This is a genomic window from Rhizobium sp. BK538 (assembly GCF_014197575.1).
GTDB lineage: Bacteria > Pseudomonadota > Alphaproteobacteria > Rhizobiales > Rhizobiaceae > Rhizobium.
Genome location: NZ_JACIFT010000003.1, coordinates 94563 through 110696, shown reverse-complemented (window position 1 = coordinate 110696; position 16134 = coordinate 94563). Strand labels below are relative to the sequence as shown.

The 16134-nt window shown below is 62.1% G+C and carries 11 protein-coding genes; 7 read left to right on the top strand and 4 right to left on the bottom strand.

Features of this window, described 5'->3' with window-relative positions; genetic code table 11:
* Positions 1 to 81: 81 nt before the first annotated feature.
* The 7 genes from FHX09_RS04650 (at position 82) to FHX09_RS04620 (ending at position 11666) form a co-directional block, all read left to right on the top strand.
* The gene (locus tag FHX09_RS04650; RefSeq protein WP_132589140.1) at positions 82 to 2544 is read left to right on the top strand and encodes a glycogen/starch/alpha-glucan phosphorylase; all 2463 of its coding nucleotides are present in this window, start codon (positions 82 to 84) and stop codon (positions 2542 to 2544) included.
* Complete coding sequence (gene glgB / locus FHX09_RS04645) at positions 2541 to 4748, top strand: 1,4-alpha-glucan branching protein GlgB (protein WP_132589139.1); 2208 nt, start codon at positions 2541 to 2543, stop codon at positions 4746 to 4748. The genes FHX09_RS04650 and glgB overlap by 4 nt, the downstream gene beginning before the upstream one ends.
* A 20-nt stretch (positions 4749 to 4768) precedes the next feature.
* Complete coding sequence (gene glgC, locus FHX09_RS04640) at positions 4769 to 6031, top strand: glucose-1-phosphate adenylyltransferase (RefSeq protein ID WP_132589138.1); 1263 nt, start codon at positions 4769 to 4771, stop codon at positions 6029 to 6031.
* A 3-nt stretch (positions 6032 to 6034) separates the two neighbouring features.
* A complete protein-coding gene (glgA, locus tag FHX09_RS04635) occupies positions 6035 to 7477 on the top strand; it encodes a glycogen synthase GlgA (RefSeq protein ID WP_007797728.1) in 1443 nt (480 codons plus the stop codon).
* A 6-nt stretch (positions 7478 to 7483) separates the two neighbouring features.
* A complete protein-coding gene (locus FHX09_RS04630) occupies positions 7484 to 9115 on the top strand; it encodes an alpha-D-glucose phosphate-specific phosphoglucomutase (RefSeq protein ID WP_007797725.1) in 1632 nt (543 codons plus the stop codon).
* A gap of 10 nt (positions 9116 to 9125) precedes the next feature.
* On the top strand, positions 9126 to 11093 hold the full coding sequence (gene glgX, locus FHX09_RS04625; protein WP_132589137.1) for a glycogen debranching protein GlgX: 1968 nt from the start codon (positions 9126 to 9128) through the stop codon (positions 11091 to 11093).
* A gap of 87 nt (positions 11094 to 11180) precedes the next feature.
* Positions 11181 to 11666 (top strand): MaoC family dehydratase, encoded by a 486-nt coding sequence (locus FHX09_RS04620; RefSeq protein ID WP_132589136.1) that lies wholly within the window; start codon positions 11181 to 11183, stop codon positions 11664 to 11666.
* A gap of 42 nt (positions 11667 to 11708) precedes the next feature.
* Here the strand turns inward: FHX09_RS04620 and FHX09_RS04615 are convergent, their stop codons facing one another.
* From FHX09_RS04615 to FHX09_RS04600, 4 genes are all read right to left on the bottom strand, one after another.
* Positions 11709 to 12104 carry a VOC family protein gene (locus FHX09_RS04615; protein ID WP_132589135.1) on the bottom strand — a complete coding sequence of 132 codons (396 nt, stop codon included), beginning with the start codon at positions 12102 to 12104 and terminating at the stop codon, positions 11709 to 11711.
* Positions 12105 to 12258: 154 nt separating this feature from the next.
* Positions 12259 to 12807 (bottom strand): sarcosine oxidase subunit gamma, encoded by a 549-nt coding sequence (locus FHX09_RS04610; protein WP_007797712.1) that lies wholly within the window; start codon positions 12805 to 12807, stop codon positions 12259 to 12261.
* The gene (locus tag FHX09_RS04605) at positions 12800 to 15793 is read right to left on the bottom strand and encodes a sarcosine oxidase subunit alpha (protein WP_132589134.1); all 2994 of its coding nucleotides are present in this window, start codon (positions 15791 to 15793) and stop codon (positions 12800 to 12802) included. Before FHX09_RS04605 ends, FHX09_RS04610 begins: the two co-directional genes overlap by 8 nt.
* On the bottom strand, positions 15790 to 16131 hold the full coding sequence (locus tag FHX09_RS04600) for a sarcosine oxidase subunit delta (RefSeq protein ID WP_007797704.1): 342 nt from the start codon (positions 16129 to 16131) through the stop codon (positions 15790 to 15792). Before FHX09_RS04600 ends, FHX09_RS04605 begins: the two co-directional genes overlap by 4 nt.
* Positions 16132 to 16134: the final 3 nt, after the last annotated feature.

Here is a 16134-nt window from a genome sequence, read left to right as displayed (position 1 = left end):
AAACTGCGTCTTTAGTGCGTGGTAAACCGATTGAAATTGACATAACGCACTGAAACCAAACAGAATTGGCGAGGACTGACGATGAACACCGTTTCGAAGCCGACCATCCCTTCCCCCGCCCCCCGCAGTTCCAAGCCTGAAATTCTCGCCGAGGAAATCATCGAGCGCCTGACCTACCGCATCGGCAAGGATGCGAAGGTCGCCAAGCCTCATGACTGGCTGACTGCCACCATCCTCGTCGTGCGTGACCGCATCATCGACAAGTGGATGGAATCGACCCGCAAGGTCTATGCGACCGGCGACAAGCGCGTTTACTACCTCTCGCTCGAATTCCTCATCGGCCGCCTGATGCGCGATGCGATCTCGAACCTCGGCCTCATGGAACAGGTTCGCGACGCGCTCGCCTCGCTCGGCGTCGATGTTTCCGTCATTGCGGGCCTCGAGCCAGATGCAGCCCTCGGTAACGGTGGCCTCGGCCGTCTGGCCGCCTGTTTCATGGAAAGCATGGCGACCGTCGAGGTGCCTGCCTATGGCTACGGCATCCGCTACGTACACGGCCTCTTCCGCCAGCAGCTTGCCGACGGCTGGCAGGTGGAACTGCCGGAGAGCTGGCTGGCGCACGGCAATCCCTGGGAGTTCGAGCGTCGCGAAAGCGCTTACGAAATCGGCTTCGGCGGCACGGTGGATGTCGTCGGCAACCCCGAGGGCGAGCCGCGCTATGTGTGGAAACCGGCCGAGCGCGTCATTGCCGCGGCCTTCGACACGCCTGTCGTTGGCTGGCGCGGCAAGCGCGTCAACACGCTGCGCCTCTGGTCTGCCCAGCCGATCGACCCGATCCTGCTCGATGCCTTCAACGCCGGGGATCACATCGGCGCGCTGCGCGAAAGCAACAAGGCGGAAAGCCTGACTCGCGTTCTTTATCCGGCCGATGCGACGCCGGCCGGTCAGGAGCTGCGCCTGCGCCAGGAGTTCTTCTTCTCCTCCGCATCGCTGCAGGACATTTTGCGCCGTCACCTGCAGCAGTATGACGACTTCACGTCGCTGCCCGACAAGGTGGCGATCCAGCTCAACGATACACATCCGGCCGTTTCCGTCGCCGAACTGATGCGCCTGCTGTGCGATGTTCACGGCCTCGACTTCGACCAGGCCTGGGACATCACCCGCGGCACGATCGGCTACACCAACCACACGCTTCTTCCCGAAGCGCTGGAAAGCTGGCCGATTCCGCTCTTCGAGCGCCTGCTGCCGCGCCACATGCAGATCATCTACGCGATCAACGCCAAGGTGCTGGTCGAGGCGCGCAAGACCAAGACTTTCTCCGAGACGGAGATCCGATCGATTTCCCTGATCGAGGAAAGCGGCGAGCGCCGCGTGCGGATGGGCAATCTCGCCTTCGTCGGCGCCCATTCGATCAACGGCGTTTCGGCGCTGCACACCGACCTGATGAAGGTTACGGTCTTTGCCGACCTGCACAAGCTCTATCCCGACCGCATCAACAACAAGACGAACGGCATTACGCCGCGCCGCTGGTTGCAGCAGTGCAACCCCGGCCTGACCTCGCTGATCCGGGAGGCGATCGGTGACGACTTCCTTGATGATGCCGAAAAGCTGAAGCCCCTCGACAAGTTCGCGAACGATGCAAGCTTCCAGCAAAAGTTTGCGGCGGTTAAGCGTGCCAACAAAGTCGCCTTGTCCAATCTTGTCGCCAGCCGCATGGGCATCAAGCTCGATCCGTCGGCGATGTTCGATATTCAGATCAAGCGCATCCACGAATACAAGCGCCAGCTGCTCAACATCATCGAGGCCGTCGCGCTCTACGATCAGATTCGCTCGCACCCCGAGCTGGACTGGGTCCCGCGCGTCAAACTCTTCGCCGGCAAGGCGGCACCGAGCTATCATAACGCCAAGCTGATCATCAAACTGATCAACGACGTCGCCCGCACGATCAACAACGACCCGGCCGTCCGCGGCTTGCTGAAGGTCGTGTTCGTACCGAACTACAACGTCTCTCTGGCCGAGGTCATGGTGCCCGCCGCCGACCTGTCCGAGCAGATCTCGACGGCCGGCATGGAAGCATCCGGCACCGGCAACATGAAGTTCGCCCTCAACGGCGCGCTGACCATCGGAACGCTCGACGGCGCCAATGTCGAGATGCGCGATCACGTCGGCGAGGACAACATCATCATCTTCGGTCTGCGTGCCGACGAAGTCGCCGCCGCCCGTGCCGATGGCCACAATCCCCGCGCCATCATCGAGGCGTCGCGTGAGCTGTCTCAGGCATTGTCGGCGATCAGTTCGGGCGTCTTCTCGCATGACGACCGAAACCGATACGCGGCGCTGATCGAGGGCATTTATGCGCATGACTGGTTCATGGTTGCTGCCGATTTCGATGCCTATGCCCAGGCCCAGCGCGACGTCGACCAACTCTGGACCGATCCATCGGCATGGAGTTCGAAGGCAATCTGCAACACGGCGCGGATGGGCTGGTTCTCGTCCGACCGAACGATACGCCAATATGCCAAGGAAATCTGGAGAGCCGGATGAAAACGCCGAAAGCCACCCTTGAAGTCAGACTTCCCTGGGAGATTTCGGCAGACGAGATAGCGGCAATCCTCGCAGGGTCGCATTCCAACCCGTTCGCCGTTCTCGGCGTTCACAAATCGGGCGATGCCTATGTCGCCCGCTGCTTCATTCCGGGTGCCGAAGAGGTGACGGCGATGGCGCTCGATGGCAGCGCCATCGGGGAACTGAGTCGGCAGCATCCGGACGGCTTTTTCGCCGGACAGGTTTCGGTGACGAAGCTGCAGCCGGTGCGTTACCGCGCGCGGCGCGGGGACGCCGAGTGGGCTGTGACCGACCCCTACAGCTTCGGACCAGTCCTTGGACCGATGGATGATTATTACGTGCGGGAGGGCTCCCACCTACGCCTCTTCGACAAGATGGGCGCGCACTGGATCAAGCACGAGGGCGCACAGGGCATCCATTTCGCGGTCTGGGCGCCGAACGCCCAGCGTGTCTCCGTCGTCGGTGATTTCAACGGCTGGGACGGCCGCCGCCATGTTATGCGTTTCCGCTCCGGCGCCGGTATCTGGGAGATCTTCGCCCCTGATGTTCCGACGGACGTCGCCTACAAATTCGAGATCCGCGGCCACGACGGCGTTCTTCTGCCGCTGAAGGCCGATCCGTTTGCCCGTCGCAGCGAGTTGCGCCCGAAGACGGCCTCGGTCGCGGCGTCCGAACTGCTGCAGGAATGGGACGACGAAGCGCATCTGAAGCACTGGAGCGAGACCGACAAGCGTCGTCAGCCGATTTCAATCTACGAGGTTCATGCCGGCTCCTGGCAGCGGCGTGATGACGGCACGTTTCTCTCCTGGGACGAGTTGGCATCCCGGCTGATCCCCTACTGCGTCGACATGGGCTTCACTCACATCGAGTTCCTGCCGATCACCGAGCACCCCTATGATCCGTCCTGGGGATACCAGACGACCGGGCTCTATGCCCCGACCGCCCGCTTCGGCGAGCCTGAGGGTTTCGCGCGCTTCGTCAACGGCTGCCACAAGGTCGGCATTGGCGTCATCCTCGATTGGGTGCCAGCCCATTTCCCGACCGACGAACACGGCCTCGGCTGGTTCGACGGCACGGCGCTCTACGAGCACGAAGACCCGCGCAAGGGCTTCCATCCCGATTGGAACACCGCGATCTACAATTTCGGCCGCACCGAAGTCATCTCCTACCTCGTCAACAATGCACTCTACTGGGCCGAGAAGTTCCATCTCGACGGCCTGCGCGTCGATGCCGTCGCCTCGATGCTCTACCTCGACTATTCCCGCAAGCACGGCGAATGGATCCCGAATGAGTACGGCGGCAACGAGAATCTGGAGGCCGTCCGCTTCCTGCAGAACATGAACACCCGCATCTACGCCGAGCATCCCGGCGTTATGACCATCGCCGAGGAGTCGACGTCCTGGCCGAAAGTGTCGCAGCCGGTGCACGAAGGCGGCCTCGGCTTCGGCTTCAAGTGGAACATGGGCTTCATGCACGACACGCTCTCCTACATGAGCCGCGAGCCGATCCACCGCAAGCACCATCACAACGAACTGACCTTCGGCCTGCTCTACGCCTATTCGGAAAACTTCGTGCTGCCGCTCTCCCATGACGAGGTGGTACACGGAAAGGGCTCGCTGATCGCCAAGATGCCGGGCGACGACTGGCAGAAGTTCGCCAATCTGCGGGCCTACTACGCCTTCATGTGGGGCTATCCAGGCAAGAAGCTGCTCTTCATGGGCCAGGAATTCGCGCAATGGGCCGAGTGGAGCGAGGCGAAGTCGCTCGACTGGAACCTGCTGCAGTACCGCATGCACGAGGGCATGCGCCGGCTGGTGCGCGACCTCAACCTTACCTATCGCAGCAAGCCGGCGCTGCATGCCCGCGATTGCGAGGGCGATGGCTTCGAGTGGCTGATCGCCGACGACCACGAGAACTCCGTCTTCGCCTGGATCCGCAAGGCACCGGGCGAAAAGCCGGTCGCCGTCATCTGCAACCTGACGCCGGTTTACCGCGAGAACTATACAGTCCGCCTCCCGTTCGAGGGACGGTGGCGCGAGATATTGAATACCGATGCCGACATCTACGGCGGCAGCGGCAAGGGCAATGGCGGCCGCGTTCAGGCCGTCAACGCCGGCGGCAACATCGCCGCGTCGATCACCTTGCCGCCTCTGGCGACAATCATGCTTGAACCTGAGAACTGAAGACTGGTGGGAGGATAAAAATGGTAGAAAAACGTGTTCAGCCACTTGCCCGCGACGCAATGGCCTATGTTCTTGCCGGCGGTCGGGGAAGCCGCCTGAAGGAACTCACCGATCGTCGCGCCAAGCCGGCAGTCTATTTCGGCGGCAAGACGCGCATTATCGATTTCGCCTTGTCGAACGCCCTGAACTCGGGCATCCGCCGCATCGGCGTCGCCACCCAGTACAAGGCGCACTCGCTGATCCGCCATATGCAGCGCGGCTGGAACTTCTTCCGCCCCGAGCGAAACGAAAGCTTCGACATCCTGCCGGCCTCCCAACGCGTCTCCGAGACGCAATGGTATGAAGGCACGGCCGACGCGGTCTACCAGAACATCGATATCATCGAGCCCTACGGCCCGGAATACATGGTCATCCTCGCTGGCGACCACGTCTACAAGATGGACTACGAGTGGATGCTACAGCAGCACGTCGATTCCGGCGCCGATGTCACCATCGGCTGCCTGGAAGTGCCGCGCATGGAAGCCGTCGGCTTCGGCGTTATGCATGTTGACCAGAACGATAGGATTATCGACTTCATCGAAAAGCCTGCCGACCCGCCGGGTATTCCCGACAAACCGGAATTCGCGCTGGCCTCGATGGGCATCTACGTGTTCCACACGAAGTTCCTGATCGATGCGCTGCGCCGCGACGCGGCCGACCCGAACTCCAGCAAGGATTTCGGCAAGGACATTATCCCATACATCGTCAAGAACGGTAAGGCCGTGGCCCATCGCTTCGCGCAATCCTGCGTCCGCTCCGATTTCGAGCATGAGCCCTATTGGCGCGACGTTGGGACGATCGATGCCTATTGGCAGGCCAACATTGACCTCACCGCGATCGTTCCGGAACTGGATATTTACGACAAGTCCTGGCCGATCTGGACCTACGCAGAAATCTCGCCGCCGGCAAAATTCGTCCATGACGACGAGGACCGCCGTGGCTCGGCGACCTCGTCCGTCGTGGCCGGCGACTGCATCATCTCGGGCGCAACGCTGAACAAGAGCCTCCTCTTCACCGGCGTGCGCGCCAACTCCTATTCCAAGCTCGAAGGTGCGGTGGTTCTCCCGAGCGTCAAGATCGGCCGGCACGCCCAGCTCCGGAATGTCGTGATCGACCACGGCGTCGTCATTCCGGAGGGCCTCATCGTCGGCGAGGATCCGGACCTCGATGCCAAGCGCTTCCGGCGAACCGAAAGCGGAATTTGCCTCATCACCCAGCCAATGATCGACAAGCTGGGTATGTGACCAATGAAAGTTCTTTCGGTTTCGTCCGAAGTCTTCCCACTTATCAAGACAGGGGGCCTCGCCGACGTGGCGGGCGCCCTGCCGATCGCCCTCAAGCGTTTCGGCGTCGAAACCAAGACCCTCATGCCCGGCTATCCTGCCGTCATGAAGGCGATCCGCAATCCCGTCGCCCGGCTTCAGTTCGATGATCTGCTCGGCGAGCCCGCGACGGTCCTGGAAGTGGAGCACGAGGGGATCGATATCCTCGTGCTCGATGCGCCCGCCTATTACGACCGCGCCGGCGGTCCCTATCTCGATGCGACGGGCAGGGACTACTCCGACAACTGGCGCCGCTTCGCAGCGCTTTCGCTTGCCGGCGCCGAGATTGCTGCGGGATTGATGCCGGGCTGGCGACCCGACCTCGTGCATACGCATGATTGGCAGTCGGCGATGACCTCAGTCTACATGCGCTACAACCCGACGCCGGAATTGCCGAGCGTGTTGACAATCCACAACATCGCCTTCCAGGGTCAGTTCGGTGCCGATGTCTTCCCCGGCCTCCGCCTGCCGCCGCATGCCTTCGCAACGGAAAGCATCGAATACTACGGCAATATCGGATTCCTAAAGGGTGGCCTGCAGACGGCCCACGCCATCACCACCGTCAGCCCTTCTTATGCAGGCGAGATCCTGACCCCCGAGTTCGGCATGGGCCTCCAGGGTGTCATCGCAAACCGAATCGATTCGCTCCACGGCATCGTCAATGGCATCGATACCGACGTCTGGAATCCGTCGACCGATCCTGTTGTCCACACGCATTACAACGGCACCACACTGAAAAGCCGCGTCGAAAACCGCACCTCGGTCGCGGAGTTCTTCGGACTGCACAACGACAATGCACCGATCTTCTGCATTATCAGCCGCCTCACCTGGCAAAAGGGCATGGACGTCATCGCCGCCACAGCCGATCAGATCGTCGACATGGGTGGAAAGCTCGCCATTCTGGGTTCTGGAGACGCGGCGCTGGAAGGTTCGCTGCTCGCCGCCGCAGCCCGCCACCCCGGACGGATCGGCGTTTCCATCGGCTACAACGAGCCGATGTCGCATCTCATGCAGGCTGGCTGCGACGCCATTATCATTCCTTCGCGCTTCGAGCCCTGCGGCCTGACGCAGCTTTACGGCCTGCGCTATGGCTGCGTGCCGATCGTCGCCCGCACCGGCGGGTTGAACGATACCGTCATCGATGCCAACCATGCCGCTCTTGCGGCGAAAGTGGCAACCGGGATACAATTCTCGCCTGTGACGGCATCGGGCCTGTTGCAGGCCATCCGCCGCGCGCTACATCTCTACGCCGATCAAAAAGTCTGGACCCAATTGCAAAAGCAGGGCATGAAATCGGATGTCTCGTGGGAAAAGAGCGCCGAGCGCTACGCTGCCCTCTATTCAAGCCTCGCCCCCAAAGGCAAGTGAGAGAAAATGATAAAATCCGTATCCACCAAGCCCTACCAGGATCAGAAGCCGGGCACGTCGGGCCTGCGAAAGAAAGTCCCGGTATTCCAGCAGCCGAACTATGCCGAGAATTTCATCCAGTCGATCTTCGATTCGCTGGAAGGGTTCCAGGGCAAGTGCCTTGTCATCGGCGGCGACGGACGCTACTACAACCGGGAAGTCATCCAGAAGGCGATCAAGATGGCCGCCGCCAATGGCTTCGGCAAGGTGATCGTCGGCAAGGGCGGCATCCTGTCGACCCCGGCAGCCTCGCACATCATCCGCAAGTACAAGGCCTTCGGCGGCATCATTCTGTCGGCCAGCCATAACCCGGGCGGCCCCACCGAAGACTTCGGCATCAAGTACAATATCAGCAACGGCGGTCCGGCGCCGGAGAAGATCACCGACGCGATCTATGCGCGCACCAAGGTGATCGACACCTACAAGATCGCCGACTTCGCGGATGTGAACCTCGATCGCATCGGCAAGGACGAGCTGCCCGGTGGCATGATTCTCTCGGTGCTCGATTCGGTCGAAGACTATACGGCGCTCATGGAAGAGCTGTTTGACTTCCACGCGATCCGCAACCTCATCAGCCTTGGCTTCCGCATCGCTTTCGATGCGATGAGCGCCGTCACCGGCCCCTATGCGAAGGAAATCTTCGAAAACCGCCTCGGCGCCCCGTCCGGCTCGGTTCGCAATTTCATGCCGCTGCCCGATTTCGGTGGCCACCATCCCGACCCGAACCCGGTTCACTGCAAGGAACTCTACGACGAGATGATGGGCGACGATGCGCCCGATTTCGGCGCAGCATCCGATGGCGACGGCGACCGCAACCTCATCATCGGCCGCGGCATCTTCGTGACGCCGTCCGACAGCCTTGCGATCCTCGCGGCCAACGCCAATCTGGCGCCCGGCTATTCCGGCGGTCTCGCCGGCATCGCCCGCTCCATGCCGACGTCTGGTGCTGCTGATCGCGTCGCCGAGCGCCGTGGCATCGGCATGTACGAAACGCCGACCGGCTGGAAGTTCTTCGGCAACCTGCTCGATGCCGGGATGGCGACGATCTGCGGCGAGGAAAGCGCCGGCACCGGCTCCAACCACGTGCGCGAGAAGGACGGCCTCTGGGCGGTTCTGCTGTGGCTGAACATTCTGGCCGTCCGCGGCGAGAGCGTCGAGGACATTGTCACCCAGCACTGGCAGACCTATGGCCGCAACTACTATTCGCGCCACGACTATGAAGGCGTTGATACCGACGCAGCAAACGGCCTGATCGCCAACCTGCGCAGCCAGCTTGCTTCCCTGCCGGGCCAGGCCTTCGGCCCACTGAAAGTCGAGAAGGCAGATGACTTTGCCTATCACGACCCGGTCGACAAGTCCGTCAGCGAGCATCAGGGCATTCGTATCCTCTTCGAAGGCGGCTCGCGCGTTGTCTTCCGTCTCTCGGGAACGGGAACATCGGGCGCCACCTTGCGCGTCTACCTCGAGCGGTACGAACCGGATTCCACCCGCCACAACATCGAGACGCAGCAGGCGCTCGCCGATCTTATCGCCGCCGCCGAGACCATTGCGGATATCCGCAGCCGCACAGGCCGCGATGCTCCCTCCGTGATCACCTGACCGGAGCAGCATGGCGGCGAACAAATCCGGGCAAGGCGGGGCAAGCATCTTTGAGACCGGCGTTGATTTCGCCGTCTGGTCGCACAATGCCGGACAGATCGAGTTGTGCCTGTTCAGCGACGACGACAAGGAACTGGCCCGCCTGCCGATGGAACGCGGCGATGACCATGTCCATCGCCTCTTCGTCGACGGATTGAAGGAAGGCGCGCTCTATGGCTACCGCGCCGATGGCGTCTATGCGCCTGACAGCGGCCTTTGGTTCGACCCGTCGAAACTGCTGGTCGATCCCTACGCCAAGGAACTCGATCGCCCCTTCCACCACGATCCCCTGCTCGGCGCCTTCGGCGCCGAGACACAGCATCTCGTGCCGAAGGCGGTCGTCACCCGCGATATCACGGTAAGACCGGCAAAGCCCCTCTTCAAGCCGGGCGGCTTCATCTACGAAGTCGCTGTCCGGCCCTTCACCATCCTGCATCCGGATGTCCCCGAAGCCCAGCGCGGCACGGTCGCGGCTTTGGCACATCCCTCGGTGATTACCCATCTCAAGCGCATCGGCGTCGACGCCGTCGAGCTCATGCCGATCACCGCGTGGATCGACGAGCGGCATCTGCCGCCGCTCGGTCTGCGAAACAGCTGGGGCTACAACCCCATTGCCTTCATGGCGCTCGATCCGCGGCTTGCCCCTGGCGGCATGGCGGAACTACGCGACACCGTTGCGACGCTCCATGCGGAAGGCATCGCCGTCATCCTCGATCTCGTCTTCAACCACACCGGCGAAAGCGACCGCTTCGGCACGACGCTGTCGCTGCGCGGCCTCGACAATCTCTCTTTCTATCGCCACCTGCCCGGTCGGCCGGGCGAACTGGTCAACGATACCGGAACCGGCAACACCGTCGCTTGCGATCATCCCTATATCAGGCAGTTGATCATCGACAGCCTACGCCACTTTGTGCTCGGCGCAGGGATTGACGGTTTCCGCTTCGACCTCGCCCCCGTACTTGGCCGCACCGTAGACGGGTTCGAGGCACATGGCGAAACGTTGACGGCGATGCTCGCCGATGATGTGCTGGCGGACCGCGTAATGATCGCCGAGCCCTGGGACATCGGCCCAGGCGGCTATCAGCTCGGCAATTTTCCGGCACCATTCCTCGAATGGAACGACCGCGTGCGCGACGATGTCAGGTGCTACTGGCGCGGCGACGACTACAAGACCGGCCCGCTCGCGACCACCCTTGCCGGCTCCTCCGATATTTTCTCCCGAAACGCTGGGACAGGGACGCGCAGCGTCAACTTCCTCGCCGCCCATGACGGCTTCACGCTGAGGGATGTCGTATCCTACAGCGGCAAGCATAACGAGGCGAACGGTGAGCAAAACCGCGACGGCCACAACGAGAACCACACTTGGAACAACGGTGTCGAGGGCGAAACCCGCTACCCCGATATTATTCGCAAGCGCCATGACGACCTGAAGGCGCTGCTCTCCACGCTCTTTGCCACCCGCGGCAGCATCATGCTGACGGCAGGCGACGAAGCCGGCCGCACTCAGCGCGGCAACAACAATGCCTATTGCCAGGACAACGAGATCACCTGGGTCGACTGGGCAGGGCTCGACGACGATCTTATCGCCCATACCGCATTCATCTCCGGCCTGCGCAAGCGCTTCTCCGCCTTCTCGGAAATGGGCTTCCTCAAGGGCAACGGCGATGTCGAATGGATCTCGCCCTCCGGCCGGGCGATGAGCGTGCAAGAGTGGGAGACGCCGAACTTTTCCACGCTCGGAATGGTGCTTTCGACGCGCGATGGCCTAACCAACAAGGCCACGCGGCTGGCGGTTCTCTTCAATCGCTCGGGCGGCGAGGAAATCTTTACATTACCCGGACCGCCTTCATGGCGGCTTCTTGCCCCGGATGCGCCGGAGAAATCCGCAACTTCTGCCATCGTACCGCGCCGCTCGGTCTCTTTCTATCTCGAAAGTTGATCTGACGGGCTCCCGCCTGCAATTCCTTGTCGCAATCGTCACAATCCCATTGTAAGGCTTGCGCAGCCGCTTTCTCATGGGGAATCAATGGCCAAGGAAATTTCGCTCGCGGATGTACGTGGGTTGGTCGGCACTGAAACCGGTCTCTCGGACTGGATCGTCGTCGATCAGGCCATGATCGATGCGTTTGCGCATGCGACCAACGACCATCAGTACATCCACGTCGATCCGGAGCGCGCTGCATCAAGTCCCTTCGGCAGCACCATCGCCCACGGCTTTCTTACCCTCTCGCTGCTCTCGGCGATGAACTACGACAGCCTGCCGAAGGTCCGCGAGCAGACCATGGGCATCAATTACGGCTTCGAGAACGTCCGTTTCCTCTCGCCGGTCAAATCGGGGGCACGCATCCGCGGCCACTTTGTCCTCGCCGAAGCCCGCTTCCGCGGCGCCGGCATGCTGATGACGACCTATGAGGTCACAATCGAGATCGAGAACGAGAAGAAACCGGCGCTCACCGCGCGGTGGATCACCATCATCCAGTTCGACCCCAAGGACCGGCCGGAAGACGCGTAGACCTTATGCTCTTGACTTTGGTGGGCGGTGTTTGACGCGTCGCTATGGCGCGCCGTTGATTTCAACGATATTGCGATCGGGATCGAGCAGATAGGCTTGTGGAAACCCCGCCGGGCCATTGCGCCTAACACGCAACCGCCAGGGATCGCCCTCTGGAGCATCCTCGCGAAAACCCTTCGCAATCAGCCCCCGGATACATCCCTCGAAATCATCGGTACGGAACGCGAAATGTCCGTCGGTCGTGTCTATGGTCGCCGCACGCCGGAAGGTTCCGGCCGGATTGACAATGATGTGGACCTGCAGCGCCCCGCAGGCGAACCACGCTCCAACACTACTGAAAGGTGGCCTCTCGATTTGCTCGAGACCGAAGACATTGCGATAGAAGCCGACGGAACGGTCGAGATCCATGGCGACAATGGAAACGTGATGCAGCATCATCAAAGACATCCCCCACTCGTTGCGACGGCGCTTCGATACGGACCGCGCGCGCCCGGTGGATGATGACACGAATGACAGCCGTCATACAACTTGAAGCCGATCGGGGACGGCACAAGAGCACCATCCCCGATCGGGCATTGCAAGTTAGCAGCGCTTAATGCGCCGCGTCTTCGGCGCCCTCGGCCAGCAGGCCGAATACGAAATCCGCAAACGAACGCCAGCATTCGACTCGGAATGTATCGTCCTCGGTGCGGAAGAGCACGATCTCGGCCTTTCCAAACAGCGTGCGCGAGCAGGCGCCGACCGGGAAGACCTCGAGCGACAGATCCTGCGGGCAGCCCGCGGAGATCGTCGCTTCCGCCCCGGGGCCGGAGACGATAACCGCGACGTTTCGGTGCGAGACGTCGGTGGCCGAATGCAGCACGCCCGACTTGGCGAGCGCACCCATCAGGTCTGCCCCGGATTCGTCGATGACAAGCCATTCATCCGGGCCGAGCCAGAGGGCAGCACGACCACCCTTGCGACCGGAGGTTTTCGGGGAAGCCGGCACCGTGACACCAAGCGCGGAGGAAAGAGCTTTGAGCGACTCCGCCGGCGCGCGAAGCGCCACGCGGCTTGCCGCAGAGGCTGGCGTCAGCCGTACCGTGGCCGAGCCGCCATGCTGGCCGGAAAGAGCGGATTTGCGAACTGCCATATCAGCCATTGATGCGGCCTCCTTCCTTGTCAAAGAACACCATATCAGTCACCTCGACGGCGATCGTCTTGTCGGGCATCGGCACATAGAGCGTTTCGCCCATCCGTTTGCGGCCATCGGCGACCAGCGCAAAGGCGATCGATCGCCCAAGATTTTCCGACCAGTAGGACGAGGTCACATGGCCGAGCATCGTCATCGGCTTCGGCTCGTTCGGGTTGGCGACGATCTGTGCACCCTCTTCGAGCACCAGGTTCGGATCCTTGGTGATAAGACCGACGAGCTGCTTGCGGCCTTCCTTCACCAAATCCGGTCGCTTCAGCCCGCGAATGCCCACGAAATCCGTCTTCTTCTTGGAAACCGCCCAGGAAAGACCGGCATCGTGAGGCGTGACGGTACCGTCCGTATCCTGCCCGACGATGATATAGCCCTTCTCGGCGCGAAGAACGTGCATCGTTTCGGTACCGTAGACGCAGGCGCCGAGCGGCTCTGCATTGGCCCAGACCGCTTCCAGCACCGATTGGCCGTAATCGGCCGGCACGTTGATTTCGAAGCCGACCTCGCCGGTGAACGACACGCGGAACAGACGCGCCGGCACGCCCATGACCGTGCACTCGGCAACGCTCATATGCGGGAAGGCTTCGTTGGAAATATCGACGCCCTCGACCAGCGGGGCGATGATTTCGCGTGCCTTCGGCCCCTGCACGGCAATGACCGCCCATTGTTCGGTCACCGAAGTCAGCCATACCTTGAGATGCGGGAATTCCGTCTGCAGATAGTCTTCCATGTGGTGGAGAACGCGCGGCGCACCGCCGGTCGTCGTCGTCACATGGAAGCGATCGTCAGCCAGACGCCCGACGACGCCGTCGTCATAAACGAAGCCGTCTTCGCGGGTCATGATGCCGTAGCGGCACTTGCCGGGCTTCAGTGTGTCCCAGGCGTTGGTGTACATGAGGTTCATGAACTCGGCGGCGTCGGGGCCGACGACTTCGATCTTGCCGAGCGTCGAAGCATCGAACACGCCGGCGACATCGCGCGCCGTCTTGCATTCACGGGCGACCGCCTGATGCATCGTCTCACCGGCGCGCGGATAGAACCAGGCGCGCTTCCAGTTGCCGACATCCTCGAACACCGCACCCTGCGCTTCTTCCCACGGGTGCAACGGCGTCTTGCGCGCCGGGTCGAACAGCTCGCCGCGCGAATGCGCGATCAGCGTACCGTAGGTGACCGGCGTGTAGGGCGCACGGAAGGTCGTCAGACCGACCTGCGGGATCTCCTTGCCCAGCATTTCGGCGGCAATCGCCAGACCATGCATGTTGGAGAGCTTGCCCTGATCCGACGCCATGCCGTTCGTGGTGAAGCGCTTGATATGCTCGATCGAGTGCATGCCTTCGCGCACGGCAAGGCGGATATCCTTGGCACAGACGTCGTGCTGAAAATCGATGAACGCCTTGGTGCGGGTCTCCGGACCCGCCCCTTCGGCAGCGCCGATCATGCCGCCCGTCCACTGATGCGCCTGCTCGGCGGTGATGCTGATCTTGCCGCCGGATGGTTTGCCGACTGCCTGGGCCATCAGTTCACCCGCGGCCAGCGATTCCTCGATCGTCTGCTGCAGATCATCCGTGCCGTTGCAGGCGCCAACGGAGAGGCAATCCTGCGCATAGGTGCCGGGCAGGAAACGCTGCGTTTCCGGCTCAAACTTCACCTTGCCGCGCGACTGCGAGAACAGGTGCACCGAAGGCGTCCAGCCGGCCGAGACCAGCAGCGCGTCGACCGCGATCTTGCGTGGAGAGCCGCCGCCGTTGCGGGCAACGGTCATGGACGAGATGCGCAGCTTGCCCGAGGTGTTGACGACCGATTGACCGGCGAGCACGTCGATGCCGAGCGAGCGGGCTTCCGCCAGAACGGCAGCACCGGGCGTGTGCCGGCAATCGACGATCGCGGCGATCTCGACACCGGCGCGCTTCAGGTCGAAGGCGGCCTCGTAGGCAGAGTCGTGCGCCGTGTAGACCCCGACCTTCTGGCCGACGGCCACGCCGTACTGGTTGAGATACATGCGCGCGGCCGAGGCCAGCATGATGCCCGGACGGTCGTTGTTCGGGAACACCATATGGCGCTCGATCGCGCCGTTGGCGAGGATGACACGCTTGGCGCGCAGCTGCCACAGACGCTCACGCGGCAGGTGGCGGCCCGGGTTCGCGACATGATCGGTGACGCGTTCGGCGAGACCGACGAAGTTGTGGTTGTAGTAGCCGAAGGCAGTGGTGCGGGTGAGAACCTGCACATTGTCCATCGATTTCAGGCTGGCAACGGTCTTCTGCGCCCACTCATAACCGTCGAGACCGTCGATCTTGACACCGCTGTCGAAACGCAGCGCACCGCCGGCTTCCGCCTGCTCGTCACAGAGGATGACCTTGACACCGGCATGAGCCGCAGCAAGGGCTGCCGAAAGACCGGCGACGCCGGCACCGACGACCAGCACGTCACAATGCGCGTAGCGGCTGGCGTAGTGATCGGGATCGGCTTCTTTCGGCGCAACGCCGAGACCGGCTGCGCGACGGATCATCGGCTCGTAGACATGCTTCCAGGCCGCCTTCGGCCACATGAAGGTCTTGTAGTAGAAGCCAGCCGCGAAGAAGGGCGACATCAGGTTATTGATGCCGCCGATATCGAAGGACAGCGATGGGAAACGGTTCTGCGACTGCACGATCATGCCGTCGAAGACTTCCTGCACCGTGGCACGCACGTTGGGCTGCTTGCGGGCGCTGTCGCGCGCAACGTCGATCAGCGCGTTCGGCTCTTCGGCGCCGGCCGAGAGAATGCCGCGCGGGCGGTGATACTTGAACGAGCGGCCGACCAGATGGATGTTGTTGGCAATCAGCGCCGAGGCGACGGTATCGCCCTCCAGCGCCGTATAGCTCTTGCCATCGAAGGTAAAGCGCGCGGTTCTGGCCGGGGTCAGGCGGCCCTTGCCTGCAATACGGTTCGTGCCGCTCATTGTGCTTCTCCTTCGAGCGCTTCGTAGGTCTCGACGGGTGCGTGTGGAACGGCGGCTTCGCCGATCTCAGGCTTCGGCTCGCCTGCCTTATAGGTCATGATGAACTTGTCGCTGATCGTGTCGCGCGCCGCGTTGAAGAAGCGGCCGCATCCGTGCTGGTGGCGCCAGCGTTCGAAGATCAGCCCCTTCGGGTTGTCGCGCAGGAAGAAATATTCCTCGAACGCCTCGTCGGAGATGGAAGCAATGTCGGTCGGGCGAGCGATATGGGCATCGCCGGCGCCGCGGAATTCGAGCTCGGAGCGCTCTTCCTGACAGTATGGGCAGTAGATAAGAAGCATGGT